The sequence below is a fragment of the Propioniciclava sp. LT432 genome (genome assembly GCF_059515965.1).
In genome coordinates this window covers 153,415-169,515 of record NZ_JCAKNE010000003.1, presented here as the reverse complement: position 1 = coordinate 169,515, position 16,101 = coordinate 153,415, and the positions used below count along the sequence as shown (strand labels likewise).

13 protein-coding genes and 1 tRNA gene are annotated in these 16,101 nt (G+C 70.1%); 5 read left to right on the top strand and 9 right to left on the bottom strand.

Annotated features, from left to right (window positions below):
• Positions 1–99: 99 nt before the first annotated feature.
• The 3 genes from AC5YDV_RS02740 to AC5YDV_RS02730 all read left to right on the top strand — a co-directional run bounded on the left by AC5YDV_RS02740 (position 100) and on the right by AC5YDV_RS02730 (position 2,118).
• Positions 100–1,068: an IS481 family transposase gene (locus AC5YDV_RS02740; protein ID WP_496181913.1), complete on the top strand. Its 969-nt coding sequence runs from the start codon at positions 100–102 to the stop codon at positions 1,066–1,068.
• Positions 1,069–1,136: 68 nt separating this feature from the next.
• A tRNA-Leu gene (locus AC5YDV_RS02735) sits at positions 1,137–1,209 on the top strand.
• A gap of 90 nt (positions 1,210–1,299) precedes the next feature.
• Complete coding sequence (locus AC5YDV_RS02730; protein ID WP_496181922.1) at positions 1,300–2,118, top strand: Bax inhibitor-1/YccA family protein; 819 nt, start codon at positions 1,300–1,302, stop codon at positions 2,116–2,118.
• A gap of 88 nt (positions 2,119–2,206) precedes the next feature.
• Here the strand turns inward: AC5YDV_RS02730 and AC5YDV_RS02725 are convergent, their stop codons facing one another.
• Entirely contained in the window at positions 2,207–2,920 is a 714-nt protein-coding gene (locus AC5YDV_RS02725; protein ID WP_496181923.1) for an NUDIX hydrolase, read from the bottom strand.
• Between the two features lie 133 nt (positions 2,921–3,053).
• Between AC5YDV_RS02725 and ypfJ the strand changes: the two genes are divergently transcribed.
• Entirely contained in the window at positions 3,054–3,920 is an 867-nt protein-coding gene (ypfJ, locus tag AC5YDV_RS02720; protein WP_496181924.1) for a KPN_02809 family neutral zinc metallopeptidase, read from the top strand.
• Between the two features lie 25 nt (positions 3,921–3,945).
• Here ypfJ and AC5YDV_RS02715 read toward each other — a convergent pair whose 3' ends face one another.
• The 6 genes from AC5YDV_RS02715 to AC5YDV_RS02690 all read right to left on the bottom strand — a co-directional run bounded on the left by AC5YDV_RS02715 (position 3,946) and on the right by AC5YDV_RS02690 (position 11,349).
• Positions 3,946–4,914: a hypothetical protein gene (locus tag AC5YDV_RS02715; protein WP_496181925.1), complete on the bottom strand. Its 969-nt coding sequence runs from the start codon at positions 4,912–4,914 to the stop codon at positions 3,946–3,948.
• A gap of 10 nt (positions 4,915–4,924) precedes the next feature.
• On the bottom strand, positions 4,925–6,928 hold the full coding sequence (locus AC5YDV_RS02710) for a S9 family peptidase (protein ID WP_496181926.1): 2,004 nt from the start codon (positions 6,926–6,928) through the stop codon (positions 4,925–4,927).
• A gap of 77 nt (positions 6,929–7,005) precedes the next feature.
• Positions 7,006–8,058 (bottom strand): alpha/beta fold hydrolase, encoded by a 1,053-nt coding sequence (locus tag AC5YDV_RS02705; RefSeq protein WP_496181927.1) that lies wholly within the window; start codon positions 8,056–8,058, stop codon positions 7,006–7,008.
• Between the two features lie 57 nt (positions 8,059–8,115).
• Positions 8,116–9,477, bottom strand: coding sequence for a glycoside-pentoside-hexuronide (GPH):cation symporter (locus AC5YDV_RS02700; protein ID WP_496181928.1), 1,362 nt, complete (start codon positions 9,475–9,477; stop codon positions 8,116–8,118).
• 25 nt (positions 9,478–9,502) lie between these two features.
• Entirely contained in the window at positions 9,503–10,321 is an 819-nt protein-coding gene (locus tag AC5YDV_RS02695; protein ID WP_496181929.1) for a YwiC-like family protein, read from the bottom strand.
• A complete protein-coding gene (locus tag AC5YDV_RS02690) occupies positions 10,318–11,349 on the bottom strand; it encodes a class I SAM-dependent methyltransferase (RefSeq protein ID WP_496181930.1) in 1,032 nt (343 codons plus the stop codon). The genes AC5YDV_RS02695 and AC5YDV_RS02690 overlap by 4 nt, the downstream gene beginning before the upstream one ends.
• Positions 11,350–11,518: 169 nt before the next feature.
• Between AC5YDV_RS02690 and ppdK the strand changes: the two genes are divergently transcribed.
• Complete coding sequence (gene ppdK / locus AC5YDV_RS02685) at positions 11,519–14,173, top strand: pyruvate, phosphate dikinase (protein WP_496181931.1); 2,655 nt, start codon at positions 11,519–11,521, stop codon at positions 14,171–14,173.
• A gap of 176 nt (positions 14,174–14,349) precedes the next feature.
• On the opposite strand, the gene AC5YDV_RS02680 is transcribed toward ppdK, so the two are convergent.
• Both AC5YDV_RS02680 and deoC read right to left on the bottom strand, forming a co-directional pair.
• On the bottom strand, positions 14,350–15,186 hold the full coding sequence (locus AC5YDV_RS02680; RefSeq protein ID WP_496192326.1) for an endonuclease domain-containing protein: 837 nt from the start codon (positions 15,184–15,186) through the stop codon (positions 14,350–14,352).
• 194 nt (positions 15,187–15,380) lie between these two features.
• Positions 15,381–16,049: a deoxyribose-phosphate aldolase gene (gene deoC, locus AC5YDV_RS02675; RefSeq protein ID WP_496181933.1), complete on the bottom strand. Its 669-nt coding sequence runs from the start codon at positions 16,047–16,049 to the stop codon at positions 15,381–15,383.
• Between the last annotated feature and the right edge of the window lie 52 nt (positions 16,050–16,101).

The following is a 16,101-nucleotide window of genomic DNA, read 5'->3' as shown; positions in this document are numbered from 1 at the left end:
GCCAAGAGGTTGGTGACAGCGCGTCGGTATTGACGTGAGGGAGGACCCCCGGGTGGGGTGTGGCTTGTCGAAGGTCACATCTCACACCCGGAGGTCCTCGTGTCCCACCGTAACGCCCGCCTCAACTTTCATGGCCGCAAGCTGCTGGTCGATCGGGTCCGATACCAGCACTGGCCGGTCGCCCATGCAGCGAAGGCGATGGGGATTTCACGTCAGTGTGCTCACCGCTGGCTGGCACGCTGGGACGCCGAGGGCGAGGCCGGTCTGCATGACCGGTCCAGCCGTCCTCACGCGTGCCCGACCGCGACACCAGCCACGGTGGAGGACCTGGTGGTGGCCGCCCGTCAGGAGCACCGACGCGGCCCTGACTGGATCGCGGCCGAACTCGGGCTCGCGCCGCGGACCGTGACCCGGATCCTGCACCGACGGGGCATGCCGCCCCTGACCTGCCTGGACCCGATGACCGGCCAGGTGATCCGCACCTCGAAGCAGACCGCGGTCCGCTACGAACGCGAACGTCCCGGCGAACTGGTGCACGTGGATGTCAAGAAGCTGGGCAAGATCCCCGACGGTGGCGGCTGGCGGGCCCACGGACGCTCCGACACCATCGTCGCCAAGAACAAGCGGCCCAAGATCGGCTACGACTACGTCCACTCGATGGTCGATGACCACTCCCGCCTGGCCTACAGCGAGATCCACGACGATGAACGCGTCGACACCTGCGCCGGCTTCCTGCTGCGAGCCGCGGCCTACTTCGCCACCCACGGCATCACCAGCATCGAGCGAGTGATGACCGACAACGCGTTCGCCTACCGACATGGTCGAGCGTTCATCGACGCGGTCGAGACCATTGGCGCGAAGCAGAAGTTCATCAAACCCCACTGCCCCTGGCAGAACGGCAAGGTCGAACGCTTCAACCGCACCCTGACCACCGAGTGGGCCTACCGCCACGTGTTCACCAGCAACCAGGCCCGCCGCGACGCCCTTGACCCCTGGCTGGAGACCTACAACACTCAAAGACGCCACAGCGCACTCGGAGGACTACCCCCGACCAGCCGCCTGTCATGAACGTCGTGGCCCAGTACACCTAGACTCGCACCCACCGCGTCCGGCCGTCACGCACGGCGTCCGGGCCGGCCCCCGTGGCCCAACGGCAGAGGCAGGCGGCTTAAACCCGCCCAAGTGCGGGTTCGAATCCCGCCGGGGGCACCCGTTCTCGGGCGCGCGGAGGGAATAGGTGGCCGGCTTGGGAGCGTTGTCTAGGATGACAGCGAGTCCCCCAGAAAGGCGCGACCCCTGATGCGTAGTACCAATCCCGTCTTCACGCGCAGCGAGCAGTTCCAGCAGGCTGCCCCGCAGCAGTACGGCGCTCCGTACGGTTCGCCCTACGGCACGCAGCCGTACGGCCCCGGCGCGCAGGCCCCCCACCAGACCCAGTCCGGCCAGGGTGTCATGACGATCGACGACGTCATCACCAAGACCGCGATCACGCTCGGCGCGCTCATCGTGTCCGCGGCGATCACCTTCCTGTTCCTCCCGCCGACGCTGCTGCTGCCGGCCCTTCTCGTCTCCGGCATCGTCGGTTTCGTCGCGGTGCTCATGGTGTCGCTGCGGCGCGTCATCAACCCCGCCTTCGTGCTCGCCTACTCGGTCATCGAGGGCGTCTTCATCGGCGCGTTCAGCCTCCTGTTCGAAACCCTGTACGCCGGCATCGTCCCGGCGGCCGTGATGGGCACGTTCGTGGCCGCCGGCGCCACGCTGGCCGCGTACAAGTTCCTGCGCATCAAGGTCACCAGCCGGTTCCGCAAGATCGTGACCATCTCCACGTTCGCCCTGTTGGGCGTCGTGCTGGTCAACTTCGTCGCCGCCCTCTTCGGCGCCGACCTCGGCCTGCGCGGCATCGGTGCGGGCGCGGGTCCCCTCGCGTGGCTCATCTCGGCCGTCGCCGTCGTGCTCGCCGTGGCCAACCTGATCATGGACTTCGACTACATCGAGCAGGGCATCCGCAACCGCCTGCCCGCCTCGGAGTCGTGGCGCGGTGCGTTCGGCCTGACCGTCACCATGGTCTGGTTGTACACCGAGATCCTGCGCATCCTGAGCTACTTCCGCCAGAACTGACAGCCGGCCAGGACTGACAGGCCATAACTGGCACCACAGAGCGAACCCCCGTCCGGGCGTCCGGGCGGGGGTTCCTCGCGTGGCGGCCTCAGGCCGAGCGGCGGCGGCGAAACATCCGCATCACGTCGTGCCCGTGCTTGCCGAGCAGCGCGCGGGAGCCGTTGATCCAGGCGACCTCGCGCAGCCGGTCGGCCGGCACCCACTGGCTGTTCGCGGTGGTGCCGCCCACGTCGTGGACGACCGGGTCCTGCGGCGAGTCGCACCGGGCGGCATAGATGAGCCGGACGGCGTGGAAGTCCTCGATGATGCCGGTGGGGGAATGGCCGATCCAATGGTCGGACTGCATGTCGAGGAAGCGCGTGATCTCGATGTCCTGCCCGGTCTCCTCGAACACCTCCCGTTGGACGGTCGCCGCCGGGTTCTCCCCGGGGTCGATCCCGCCTCCGGGCAGGCCCCACATGCCGGGGACGGCCGTCCGGTTGGAGAACTCGGTGGCCAGCACGCCGCGCTCGGAGACCACCAGCGCGTAGGCGGCGAGCCGCTGGCGGACGACGGGTTGCCCGGTGACCTCGCCGGGGCGCAGGGTCGTCCGGACGCGCTGCGGGCCCCGCGGTGTGACCGGACGCCGGTGCGGGACCACCTGCAGGGTGACGGTGAGGTCCTCCAGCGTCCCCGAGGCCGATAGCGGCCGGAGCACGCGGTAGCCGCTCTCCCAAGCCACCTGGTACGGGTCCTCCCCGTGCCCGAGCGTGAACGACAGCACGGGCGTCCCGCCCGGCAGTTCCACGCCCAAGATCTCCACCTGCCCATCTTGGCCCTCCCCGACGGACGAACCAAGTCGCCCCTCCGGGGAGATGGGAGTCGAGACCCTCGTCCGGCCGATGTCGGTTGGCTATGCTCGACCCACATCCGGCACGCGACGAGGGGAGCATGACGTGGAGTACAACCCGGGAGCCCAACTGGACCCGTCGCAGATGGGAGGAGGCGGTAGGGGCCGCGGCGGCACGATCGCCGTGGGCGGTGGCGCCAGCATCCTGGTGGTGATCCTCGCCCTCCTGTTCGGTTTCGATCCCGGGATGCTGCTGGGTGGGGGGTCAGCCGGCCAGACGCCGCAGGAGCCCGACAGCCAGTACGCGCACTGCCAGACGGGCGCGGACATCGAGAAGGATCCCGAGTGTCGCTACGTGGCGTACACCAACTCGATCCAGAGCTATTGGCAGCAGGCCCTGCCGGGTTACCAGATGACCAAGACGGTCACCTTCGATGGTGCGATCAACACCGCGTGCGGCCAGGCCACCGCCCAGGTTGGCCCCTTCTACTGCCCGGCCGACCAGACCATCTACCTCGACAAGGCCTTCTTCGCGACCATGCTGCCCCAGCTCGGCGCCCAGGGCGGCGACGCGGCCGAGGCGTACGTCATCGCCCACGAGTACGGTCACCACATCTCGAACCTGACCGGCAGAATGGAGCAGGTCCAGCGCCAGGGGCAGACCGCCGGTGCGGACAGCCCGGCCGTCCGCCTCGAACTGCAGGCCGACTGCTACGCCGGTGTCTGGCTGCGCTACGCCGCCGGCGAGACCGACAGCATCATCAGCGAGGTCACCCAGGAGGACCTGGACCGCGCCGTGAACGCCGCCGAGGTCGTCGGTGACGACCACATCCAGCGCATGCAGGCGGGGCGCATCGACCCCAGCCAGTGGACCCACGGCTCCTCGCAGATGCGCAAGCAGTGGCTCTCGAAGGGCTTCAACACCGGCGACCCCAACCAGTGCAACACGTTCGCGGTGGGATCCCTGTCCTGACGTGAACGGGGCCCGCTGCCGCGGGTCAGGGGATCACGTCCCCCTCGAGGTCGGTGGTGAACGATCGGTCGCCGACCGTGAAGTGCAGGCGCGGCACGCCGTTGGCCGCACGGTCATCGGCGATGCACGTCCAGGTCTGGTCGAGCGAGAACGCGCCCTGCTCACGGAGGCGGACCAGCACGTCCCACACCACGGCGGGGTCGACCAGCGCGGGGTCGAAGGGTCGCAGGATCGTCGGGTCGGAGCGTGGCGTGACGATCACCGGGGTGCGGGCGTTCCGCTGCCGCCGCTGGAAGGAGCCGTCGTCGCCCTGCAGCCCGTCGAGATGGACTCCGTTCGCCGAGCCGAACCCGACCGCCGTGGCGACCCGCCGATCGCCCACGGCGTCCGCGTAGCCCTGCTCGAGGCCCCACGCGGAGGTGAAGTCGAGGGTGGGCAGGAGTGTCCCGTCGGGGTTGAAGAACACGGCGCGCGACTCCGGCACGGTGGACACCGACATCGACACCAGTCCGGCGGAGTAGTCGACGATTTGCAGCGACTGCCGCTGGCGCGAGGCCGAGACCGCCTCGGCGGCCCGGAAGAGCGCGCCGACGTCGGAGAAGTCGTAGTTGTCGGGGTCGAACGTCCGTTGGTCGACGTAGGTGATGTCGGACGGGACGCGTTGGACGCGACTGTCGCGCCACGCCCACGTCTGGGCCTCGCCGTCCCGCAGGACGGTGACCGCGGCGTCCGTGCTGGTGACCGTCACCATGATCGCCCGCTCCGACTCGGCGGCCCGCATCAGCTCGGCCACCAGGGCCTTGGCCTCCCCGGGGACGGTGAGGTCGAGCACCACCGTCGGCGTCGCGGACGCCGTGGGTGCGGGAACTGCTGGGCCCGCCGTCGTTCCCGTGGGTGGGGGGGAACCCGCGGGCGGCGCCGTCGCGCAACCCGTGCACACCGCCGCGACCGTCACGGCCGCCGCGAGTGCTGCGGCACTGCGGGGGATGGTCACCTTGGCGAGACTACCCCGTGCGCTCGGCACCACGCAGGGGGAGGTACCGTCCCCACCACGCGAGGATCGCCTCGAAGCGCTGGCGACGGTGCCACGGCGTGCCGGACCGGGACAGCTCGTGGTTCTCCCCCGGGAACACCAGCAGTTCCGTCGGGACGCCGGACGCCTTGAGCGCGGTGAAGTAGCGCAGCGCCTGACCCAGCGGGCAACGCAGGTCGAGCTCGGAGTGCACGACGAAGGTCGGCGTCCGCACCTGGTCGGCCAGCAGCATGGGGGACTGCCGATCCTGCTCGGCTGGGTCGGTGCCGTTGTAGGCGGGCATGAAGAACCACCCGATGTCGGACGCCCCGAGGAACGAAGCCGGGTCGAGGAACCCGCGCTCCACGATGGCGGCGGCGAACCGGTGGTCATGGGCGATGATCCACGCCGTCAGGTAGCCGCCGTAGCTGCCGCCCATGATCCCGACGCGCTCGGCGTCCAAACCCTCGACGGTGCCGGTGGCGTGGGCCAGGAAGGCGAGCACGTCGACCATGTCGAGGTTGCCGAAGTCGTGGCGGATCGCCGAACCGTGTGCCTGGCCGTACGAGCCCGACCCGCGCGGGTTGCACGCCACGACGGCGTAACCGGCCTCGACGAGCACCTGGAACTCGTCGAAGAAGTCGCCGGTGTAGTGCGCGTACGGGCCGCCGTGGATGTTCAACAGGACCGGGTGCGGGCCCTCCCCCTCGGGCACCAGCACCCAGCCGTGCACCTCGGTGCCGTCCGGGGCGGACGCCGTGAGCTCGCGCGGTTCGATGACGGTGGTGGCTCCGCGCAGGGCGGCGCCGAAGTCGGTCAGGCGGCGCGGTGCGCCGTCCCGGACGAGCAGCAGCTCACCGGCCGAGTCGACGGGGACGACCGAGGCGACGAACCCGCCGCCGGGGACCTCGGCCACGGCTTGGGTCGACGCCTCCCCGGACCACACGGTGTCCACGGTGCCGTCCGCGGCGACGCGGAGGACCTCGGTCGACCCCCGGTGCGCGCGGACGACCAGCACGGCGTCCTCGCCGACAGGGGCCAGCCGTCCTTGCGTCTCCACGGTCTCGGGATCGGTGAGACGGACGGGGGAGCCGCCGTCGCGGGCCACCACGTACACGGCCTCGTTGGTGGCCACGAAGTCGCGGCCGTCCTCGCCCAGGTCGGAGCCGAGTACGAACAGCCACGCGTCGCCGACGGGGCAGGGTGCTCGGAACGAGAGGGTGTGGTCGGCCACGACCGGCGTGGTCTGGCCGGTCTCGACGCACACCCGGTGGATCGCCGTGCGGAGGTGCTCGTCGGCGTCCGCCCCGGACTTGGTGGTGACGAGCACCGCGTCGCCGTCGGGGGTGAAGGCGGGTTCGGTGACGTCCCAGACGCCCTCGGTGAGTCGGCGCGCGGGCGGGACGTTCCAGACGGCGTCCTTGGGCAGGTCGCGCGCCGCACGACCCACGGGCTTGACCGGCGGCTCGCCGTGGGGATCCGGCGCCGCCACGACGAACAGTTGGGCGGTGCGGTCGGTCGACCAGCCCAGCCCGTTGGACTGGACCTGGTAGCCGGTCAAGTGGCGTGGGTCCTCCTGGCCCGCGTCGACGCCCTCCAGGGTGCCGTAGCGGCCCTCGTCGGGGACGCGCGCGGTGAACGCGAGCAGCGTCGAGTCGGGGGACCAGCAGAACGCCTCCACCCCCAGCTTCTGCTCCGTCGTCTGAGCGGCCTCGCCCCCGGACGCCGGCGCCACGAACAGCTGGGGACGTCCCCCGGCCTCACGGCGCAGGAACGCCACCAGCCGTCCGTCCGGGCTGACCTGCGGGCCGGAGTCGGCGAAGCCGCGGGTCATCCTGACCGGCGTTCCCCCGTCCAGCGGGACGCGCCAGAGCTGACCCGTGTAGGCGTCCGCCTCGAACGAGGGCCGGGACGTGGCGACGACGGCATAGGAGCCGTCCGCAGCGACGGTGGGCGTGCCGACCGTGGTCAGCAGCGGCAGGTGTTCCGGGCGCATGTCGGCACCCTACCGGCGCGCCCCCCGCTCGCCGGTACCCCGCGGCTCTCCTCGGAGCGTTGAAATTTCACTGTGCGTCAGCGGACGAGGATCGCGGTGATCTCCTCGGCGACACGGCCAGGGACGGCCAGCGGGATGCCGTGGTCCTCGCCCTCCAGCGCCACCTCGGTGACGTGTCCGCCGTTGGCGCGGTAGGCCTCGAGGACGGCTCGGGTCTGCTGCACCATCGGCTGCGGGGGCAGGACGTCCTCACCCGGCCAACCGGGGACGGCGCCGAGCTGGCCCAGGGTGGCGAGGTCGAACAGGGAGGCGTCCGAGACGATCTTGTCCTCGCTGCCGTGGATCCACGTGATCGCCGGCTTCCGCTCGAGGTCGACGATCGCGGACGCGTCGTAGTACTTCGGGCTCATGGTGTTGAGGACGCCGCGGTCCCCGGTCGCCAGCCCCGGCCACGTCTCGGACGGGACCGCCGTTCCCGGGTAGAAGTCGTCGCCCGTACGGGTCTTGACGAGTTCGGCGGTCAGGAAGTCCTCGTCGATGTTGGCCGCGTTGGCCCCGCCGCCGTAGAAGGTCCGCATGACGACCCGGGGGCTGGTCTGGGGGTCGTCCTCGCTCATGTCCTTGGCCGCGAGGCGCTCGACGAACGCCGGGTTCGCGCCGGCCGCGCCGCAGGCCGCGGCGTCCGGGGTGGCGTGTTCACCGTTCGTCCCCTTGGTGCCACCGAAGCCGTACGGCGAGAGCGGGGCGACGAGGGTGACCGAGGCGAGGTCGTCCGGGTACTCGAGCATCATCTGCTGCAGGACGCCGGCGCCCATCGACCACCCCGCCGCGTTGACCCGGCGCTGGCCGGCCAGGCCCAGCGTCTCGAGGAGGGCGTGGAGGTCGTCGACCATGTTCCCGAGTCCGCGAGTGGCGTCGATCGGCTCGGGGTCGGTGTCGCCGTAGCCACGCAGGTCGGGGGCGATGACGCGGACGTCGTCGTCCAGCTCGTCGGCGACGTAGCGCCAGAAGCCACCGCTGGAGAGGTTGCCGTGGACGAGCAGCAGGGGGACCCCGTCGGAGGGGCCGGAGAGCCAGACGTTCTGCGTCAGGCGGTGGGTCTCGATGCGCTGGGGCGTGAGGTCGCTCATGGCGCAATCCTGACGGCTGATTCAGGTTTCTGTAAAGGGTTCGTTCGGAGGGTCAGGTCAGGCCACCAGTTCACCCCGGGCGCGCAGGTCGGCGACGATCCGGGCGTGGAACTCCTCGTCGATCTTGTAGAAGCGGCGATTGAGGACGTAGCTGGTGAAGATCAGGACCAGCGGGAAGACCATCATCATCATCTTCATCCCGAACAGGCCCTCGGGGGTGACGTCGTCCGGGGTCGGCGCCTCGTTGATACCGGTCAGGATGACCGTCGCGCCGACGATCGCCGTCCCCATCGCGCCGCCGACCTTGTTGATCAGGGGCTGGACGGAGAACGTGATGGCCTGGTTGCGGCGTCCGAGCTTCCACTGGCCGTACTCGACGCAGTCGCTGAGGAACACGATCATCAGGACGGCCACGAAGGCGTTCCCCACGAACAGCATCAGCCCGGCGACGCCGATCGGGATGAGGTTCATGGGCGAGAAGAAGAACACGACGTAGCCCGCCGCGATGGTCCCCATGGCGGCGGAGAACAGCTGACGTCGGGTGAGCCACTTGCTGACGATCGGGAACACCGCGAAGCCCACCAGCTGGCCGACGCCGAGGATCGCCGCGAACGGCGAGTACATGTTCTCGTCGCGGTAGGCGTACTTGAAGAAGTAGGCGCCGAACGTGGTCGTCGTGTTGTAACCGATGAGGAACAGCACCATGGATGCCGCGACCCACAGCAGCTGGTCGTTGCGCCCGATGATCGCGAACACGTCGCGCAGCGGAGTGCTCTCGGGTTCGGAGGTGATCCGGGGCTCCCTGACCCCGAAGACGGTCACCGCCTGGCCCAGCAGCATGATCGCCACGATGACGCCGGCGAACGTGGTCCAGGCGCGGGCATCACCCCCGAGTGCGTTCGTGACGGGGAAGATGGCCACCACCGTCGTGAAGAGCCCGATCGTGGCGAAGACCTTGGCCAGGGAGCCGAGGCGCTCGCGCTCCTCGGGATCCAGGCTCAGCGCGGGCAACAGCGACCAGTACCCGATGTCGTTCATGCTGAACGCGATGCCCCACGCCAGGTAGACGAGGCCGAACACGACCACGAACGTCATGCCGCGCAGGCCCAGGTCGCTGAACAGCAGGAGCGTCATCACCCCCGTCGCCAGCGCGCCGATGACGATCCAGGGCTTGAACTGGCCCCAGCGCGTCCGGGTGTTGTCGACGATGAAGCCGGTGATGACGTCGTCGAACGCGTCCAGCAGCCGGACGGCGAGGAAGATGCCGTTGATCCACCACATCGTGGCGTCGTCCAGGTCGAGGATCTCGGTGAGGAAGAAGATGAGGAACACGGCCATCATCGAATAGACCATGTCGCGGCCGACGGTACCGATCGCGAAGGTCCAACGGTTGCGCCTGACACCACCCTGGGGGTCCATGGCGACAATGTAGACCGGCGTCCCCTTACCGCAGGGGCCAGACCACGAAACACACCAGCAGCAGGGCGCTGAGGACGATCTCGAGGTAGCCGATGTGCTTGGCGCTCCACGTGCGGGCGGGGATGAGTGCCGCGCGCAGCGTGGTCAGGGCGAAGAACGGCGTCCACCACCACGGGATCGAGCCCAGTGCCGCGAGGAGGGCGGCGACGGCCGTCCAGCTTGCGTGGTAGGCGATGGACGCCACCAGCCACGGCCGCGAACCCCGCTCCCGGATGTTCGTCTTCACGTACAGCACGGTGCCGAAGAAGTAGGCGAACACCAGCAGCGTCAGCAGCCAGGTGGGCCACGTGGCGCCGGCGAAGGCGTCGGCCGGGTCGGGGTACCGCGCGATCGGGATCATCAGGGACGCGGCCGCGATCGTCAGGGCACCGCCGATCGTGGCGCGCTCGTTGCGCTGGGCCGCCAGCCACAGGGCGGGCACCACGAGCGGGACGAACGCGGGCGCCCACAGGGCGATCCGCCAGCCCACGGCCACCAGCGTCAGGACGCCGGCGACCGCGGCGATCGAGGCGCACACCACCAACGGACGCACCCAGCCGGCCTTGCGGGTGGGTGGGGCCTTCAGCCAACCGGACGCCGCGTGGAACGCGAAGTAGCCGATCATCCAGCACACGAATAGCGGGACCAGGAACCAACCCGACCCCCCGTCGGTGAGCCGGAGGAACGTGCCCAGGAGGAAGGGGACGACGAGCATCGCCCACGCGCCGTGCTGGTTCGGCACCCAGCCGGCGTGTCGCTTGCCCCGCCGCGTCGGCTTGGGTCTCGGGTGCACGACGCTGGTCACGGGTTCGGCTCCTTGAGGGCGCGCGCCACGATGTAGTGGCGGTCCTGTGCCTCGACGGTGGTGTTGCCGATGTAGAGGCGCAGCGCGGCGAGGTAGGGCAGGTGCGCGTTGAACACGAGCCACGCCTCGCCTCCCGGACGGAGCACCCGGCTCGCGTCGCGGATCATCTCGAAGGTCGGTGTGGAGTCCTTGGACGCCCCGACGTGGAACGGCGGGTTGCTGACCAGCAGGTCGATGGAGTGGGAGGGCGTCCCCACCAGCATGTCTGCCCGCCGGATCCCCACCCGGACGCCGTTGGCGCGCGCCGTCAGCCGGGCCGAGTGCGCCGCGGAATACGAGACGTCCGTGGCGGTGGTGGTCCACCCGCGCTGGGCGAGCCACGCGGCGACGATGCCCGACCCGCACCCCACGTCGAGGGCCGTGCCGCGTGTGGTGCGGTGGTCGGGGACGACGTCCCCGGCGGTGCGGGCCAGCGTGCGCAGCAGCAGGTGGGTGCCGTCGTCGAGCCGGCTCGTGTTGAACACGTGCCCGTGGGAGATGGCGGTCACGCCGACCTCGGGGTGGTGGTGCCGTGACGGCCAGCGACGTGGACCGGGCGTGGCGCCGGTGGCGTGCAGGACTCGGGACTTCTGCCGCCCCAGGCTCGCCGACACCTGGGCGAACTGGCGCCGCAGCGCGACGTTCTGGTTGGGCGTCATGTGCTTGGTGCGTCCGCCGGCCACGATCCTGCCCGTGGGGGCGAGCAGCAGCGCCAGGTGCTCGGCGTAGTCCTCCAGGGCCGACACGGACTTCGGCAACCGCAGCAACACCAGGTCGGGCCGCCATCCCTCGGGTGGGAGCGCGGCGAGGCGGTTCTCGGCCGGGATGGCGTCCAGGTCCCTCAGGTCGTCACACCACGTGAGGACCTCCGCGCCGGCCTCCCGGGCCGCCCGGGTGAGCCCTCCGCCGAGGTCGTCCACGACGAGGACTCGTCCTGACAGCGGGCCGGCCTCGTCCAACATGAGGGCCGCCACGGGGTCGAGGGTCATGCCCGTCATCGTATCCGGCGTCCTCGTTCCGATCCGGAACACTTGCGCTGTCCCGTCGCTTCCACCCACTACGGTGGGTGCTGGACACTCCGGGCGGACGCTCCGCCGTCCGGTGGCCCGAGGGCCAGCACGTCGACGTGTACGGAGCACATGAAGGAGAAGCCTTTTCATGAATGATCAGCCGAAGTACGTCTACGACCTCAATGAGGGTGACGCGTCGCTGAAGCCCCTGCTGGGTGGCAAGGGTGCCAACCTCGCCGAGATGAACCGCATCGGGGTCCCCGTACCGGATGCCTTCACTGTCACCACGCAGGCCTGCGTGGACACCATGAACAACAACAGCGAGTGGCCCGCGGGCCTGCGCGACCAGGTCGAGGCCGGTCTCGACCGGCTCGAGGAGCGCACGGGCAAGAAGCTGGGCTCGGCCGAGAACCCGCTGCTCGTCTCCGTCCGTTCCGGTGCCGTCTTCTCCATGCCGGGCATGATGGACACGATCCTCAACCTGGGCATCTCCGACGACACGGTCCCGGCCGTGGCCGCCCTCGCTGACGGCAACGAGCGCTTCGCCTACGACTGCTACCGCCGGTTCATCCAGATGTACGGCGAGGTCGTGGAGGGCATCGCCCCCGACGTCTTCGAGGACGCCCTCACCGCCATGAAGCACCGCAAGGGCGCCGCCCAGGACACCGACCTGACGGCCGGGGACCTGAAGGAGCTCACCGCCGAGTTCAAGCAACTGGCCAACGAGGCGCTCGGTGGCCACTGGACGTCCGACCCCCGCGAGCAGCTGTTCCGCGCGGTCAACGCCGTGTTCGCGAGCTGGCTGAACCCGCGCGCCGAGGTGTACCGCCGCGCCAACCACATCTCCCGCGACCTCGGCACCGCCGTCAACGTCCAGCAGATGGTGTTCGGCAACCGTGGTGAGACGTCGGCGACCGGCGTCTGCTTCTCCCGCAACCCGTCCACCGGCGACAAGGAGCTCTACGGCGAGTTCCTGACCAACGCCCAGGGCGAGGACGTCGTCGCCGGCATCCGGACCCCGCGTGACCTGGCGGAGATGGAGGAGGTCCTGCCCGAGGCGTTCCACGAGCTGCTGGCCACGATGGAGAAGCTCGAGCTCCACTACAAGGACATGCAGGACATGGAGTTCACCGTCGAGGATCGCAAGCTCTACATGCTGCAGACCCGCAACGGCAAGCGCACCGCCGCGGCTGCGGTGAAGACCGCCGTCGACATGGTCGAGGAGGGCCTCATCACCAAGGAGGACGCGCTCCTGCGCCTCAACCCGTCCGACCTGGACGCCCTGCTCCACGACGGGATCGATCCGCACGAGACGGCCACCGCCATCGTCAAGGGCCTGCCCGCCTCCCCGGGTGCGGCCGTGGGCATGCTGTCGTTCTCCGCGGACGACGCCGCCGAGCGTGGCAAGGCCGGCGAGAAGGTCGTCCTCGTCCGCTACGAGACCACCCCGGACGACATCCACGGCGTCATGGTGTCCCAGGGCGTCCTGACCGCCCACGGTGGCATGACCTCCCACGCGGCCGTCGTCGCGCGCGGCATGGGCATCACGTGCGTCGCCGGCGCGCCGGGTATCAAGATCGACGTCAAGGGCGAGACGGTCACCATCAACGGCAAGGCGTACGGCAAGGGCGACACCCTGACGCTGAACGGCTCCACCGGTGAGGTGTTCGAGGGGGCGCTGACGCTGGTTCCGCCGAAGCTGGACGAGAACTTCCAGAAGGTGGGCGAGTGGGCGGACGCCGCCCGTCGCCTCGGCGTCCGCGCCAATGCGGAGAACTTCACCGACGCCTCGAAGGCCCGCGAGCTGGGCGCCGAGGGCATCGGCCTGGCGCGCACGGAGCACATGTTCATGGCAGCCGACCGCCTGCCCGCCGTCCGCAAGATGATCCTCGCCGAGAACGAGGAGCAGCGCGCGGCCGCCCTGGCCGAGATCCTGCCGATGCAGCAGGCCGACTTCGAGGGCATCTTCACCGCGATGAAGGGCCTGCCCGTCACCGTCCGCCTGCTCGACCCGCCGCTGCACGAGTTCCTGCCGAACCTCGTCGAGCAGTCGCTGCTGGTGCAGCGCCTGGAGCTGACCGGCGGCTCGGACGAGGACCTCACCCGCGAGCGCGAGACGCTGGCCCAGGTCAAGCGCCTGCACGAGCAGAACCCGATGCTCGGCACCCGTGGCTGCCGCCTGGCGATGCTGTACCCGTCGATCCCCGACATGCAGGCTCGCGCGATCATCAGGGCCGCGCTGGCGGTTCTGGAGCGCGAGGGCGAGACCGTCGGCGTGGAGATCATGATCCCGCTGGTCGCGATCTCGAAGGAGCTCGAGGTGCAGCGCGACATCGTCGTGAAGGCCGTCGAGGACGAGTTCGAGAAGGCCGGCAAGCGCCTCGACTACACGGTCGGGACGATGATCGAGATCCCGCGCGCGGCGCTCACCGCGAACGAGATCGCCAAGCACGCCGACTTCTTCTCGTTCGGCACCAACGACCTGACCCAGACGGGTCTCGGCATCTCGCGTGACGACGCCGAGGGTGGCTTCCTGGGTCACTACGTCGACGACGAGGTCATCGCACGGAACCCGTTCGAGTCCCTCGACCAGGAGGGCGTCGGCCAGCTGGTGCAAATGGGCGTCGACAAGGGTCGTTCCACCAAGCCTGACCTCAAGACCGGTGTCTGCGGCGAGCACGGCGGCGATCCGGACTCGATCGACTTCTTCCACCGCGCGGGGCTCAACTACGTGTCCTGCTCGCCGTTCCGCGTGCCGATCGCGCGCCTCGCAGCGGCCCGGGCGGCGCTGCAGCACGGCTGAGGTCCCTCGAACGGTCCCCGAGGCTCTCGAAGGGTCCCTGACACGAGGGCCCGGACGCCAGTGGCGTCCGGGCCCTCGTGCGTCCAGACCTCGTGCCATTCCGCCGGGGACCCACGACCGGACGCCGACCACAGCCGTGGCTACGGAACCGGCCCGGTCGTGCGGGTTCCACGGAATCAGCGGAACAGTGCCGTGCGGAGCTGCACGATCTCGTGGACTGCCTCGACGAACGGGACGGGGTGGTCGAGCGCCCACTGCGCGGGGACCCGGATGACCTGCCAGTCACCACGGGCGAGGGCGAGGTCACGCAGGCGGTCGCGCACGAAGGCGTCGTACTCGCCGTGGTACTCGCGCCCGTCGATCTCGAACCCCAGCTTGATGGCCTTGAAGGCGATGTCGATCGCGTACCAGCTGTCCTCACCCACGGCGACCTTGTGGTTGGTGACCCAGCCTCGGACCCCGCCTGCGCGCAAGGCCCTGTGGGCGCCCCGCTCGGCCGGCGACCACGGTTCGTCGCGCGAGTCGTCGAGGAGTTGGCGCAGTTCCTTGTTGCCAGCGACCTGGGGTGTCAGCCGCAGTGCCTGCTCGAGCTCCGCGAGCTTCACCCGGTGGCGCAGCGCATCATCGATCGCGGACGCCCCCACCTCGCGGGCCAGGTCGAGGGCCGTCAGCGCGCGAGAAGTCCGCCGCCCTCCGGTGCGTGCGACCAGCTGCGGCGGGATGCGTCGTCGCGCCAGGGTGTAGCCGGGGCGTGCGGTCAGCGACGAGGCCGCACTCACGACGTCCGGTGGGGTGCACCAGCCGTGCAGGTGGGCCGCGGTGGTGCCGGTGGCGATGGCGGCGGGATCCGCCAATCGGAGGGCCTGCAGCCGGTGGGTGAACGGTGCGTCCGAGGCGAGGTAGAGGCCCCGGAACGGCACTGTCACCTGCCCGAGCTTCACGGCGTAGTCGAGTTGATGGCGTAGGTGGCGGTGGTCGGCAAGGGCGACAGGGCCGGCGGCGAACAGGGGCATGAGTCGATCGTCCATGCCGGGACAGTGGGCGGTTCACCCCGTTTCCGGTCCCTCGATTCCGTGGGCTGTGCACAACCGTGCGCTCCGTGCAGCCCTGGCTGTGGGCGGACGCCGGCCGTGCGTCTTCGGCGGAAACCGAGGGACGCGACACGGCCGGCCTCCGCGGGGAGACCGGCCGGGTGGGTCGAGCGGACTCAGTAACCCTCCGACGTGCCCCCGTCCAGCACGGCCCGGGTACCGGAGAGGCCCAAACGTGTCGCGCCTGCGGCGACCATGGCCTGGGCGGTGTCCCAGTCGCGGATGCCCCCGGAGGCCTTCACGCCGAGGCGTCCACCGACCGTCTGGGCCATCAAAGCGACGGCGTGGACGGACGCCCCACCGGCCGGGTGGAAGCCCGTGGACGTCTTCACGAAGTCGGCCCCAGCGGCCTCGGCTGCCTTGCAGGCCGCGACGACCTCGTCATCGGTGAGCGTCGCGGACTCGATGATCACCTTCAGGACCCCGGGAGCCGGGACCGCGTCGCGGACGGCGCGGATCTCGTCCTCGGTGTGGGTCGCGTCGCCGGACTTCAGCGCGCCGATGTCGATCACCATGTCGACCTCGTCAGCGCCGTTGCGGACGGCTTCGGCCGCCTCGAATGCCTTGGCCCGCGGGGTGTGCTTGCCCGACGGGAAGCCGACCACCGTGGCCACCTTGACCCGGGACGAGAACGGCAGCGGCAGCATCGAGGGGGACACGCAGATGGAGTAGGTCTCCAGCTCGGCGGCCTCGTCGGCCAGGGCCTCGACGTCCGCCTGCGTGGCGGTCGGGGCGAGCAGGGTGTGGTCGACGAGACGGGCGAGCTCGTCACGGCTGAGGGCCATGGTTCTCCTTCGAGGTCTGGTGTGGCCAGCGTAGCTCCACCCCCCACGCCGC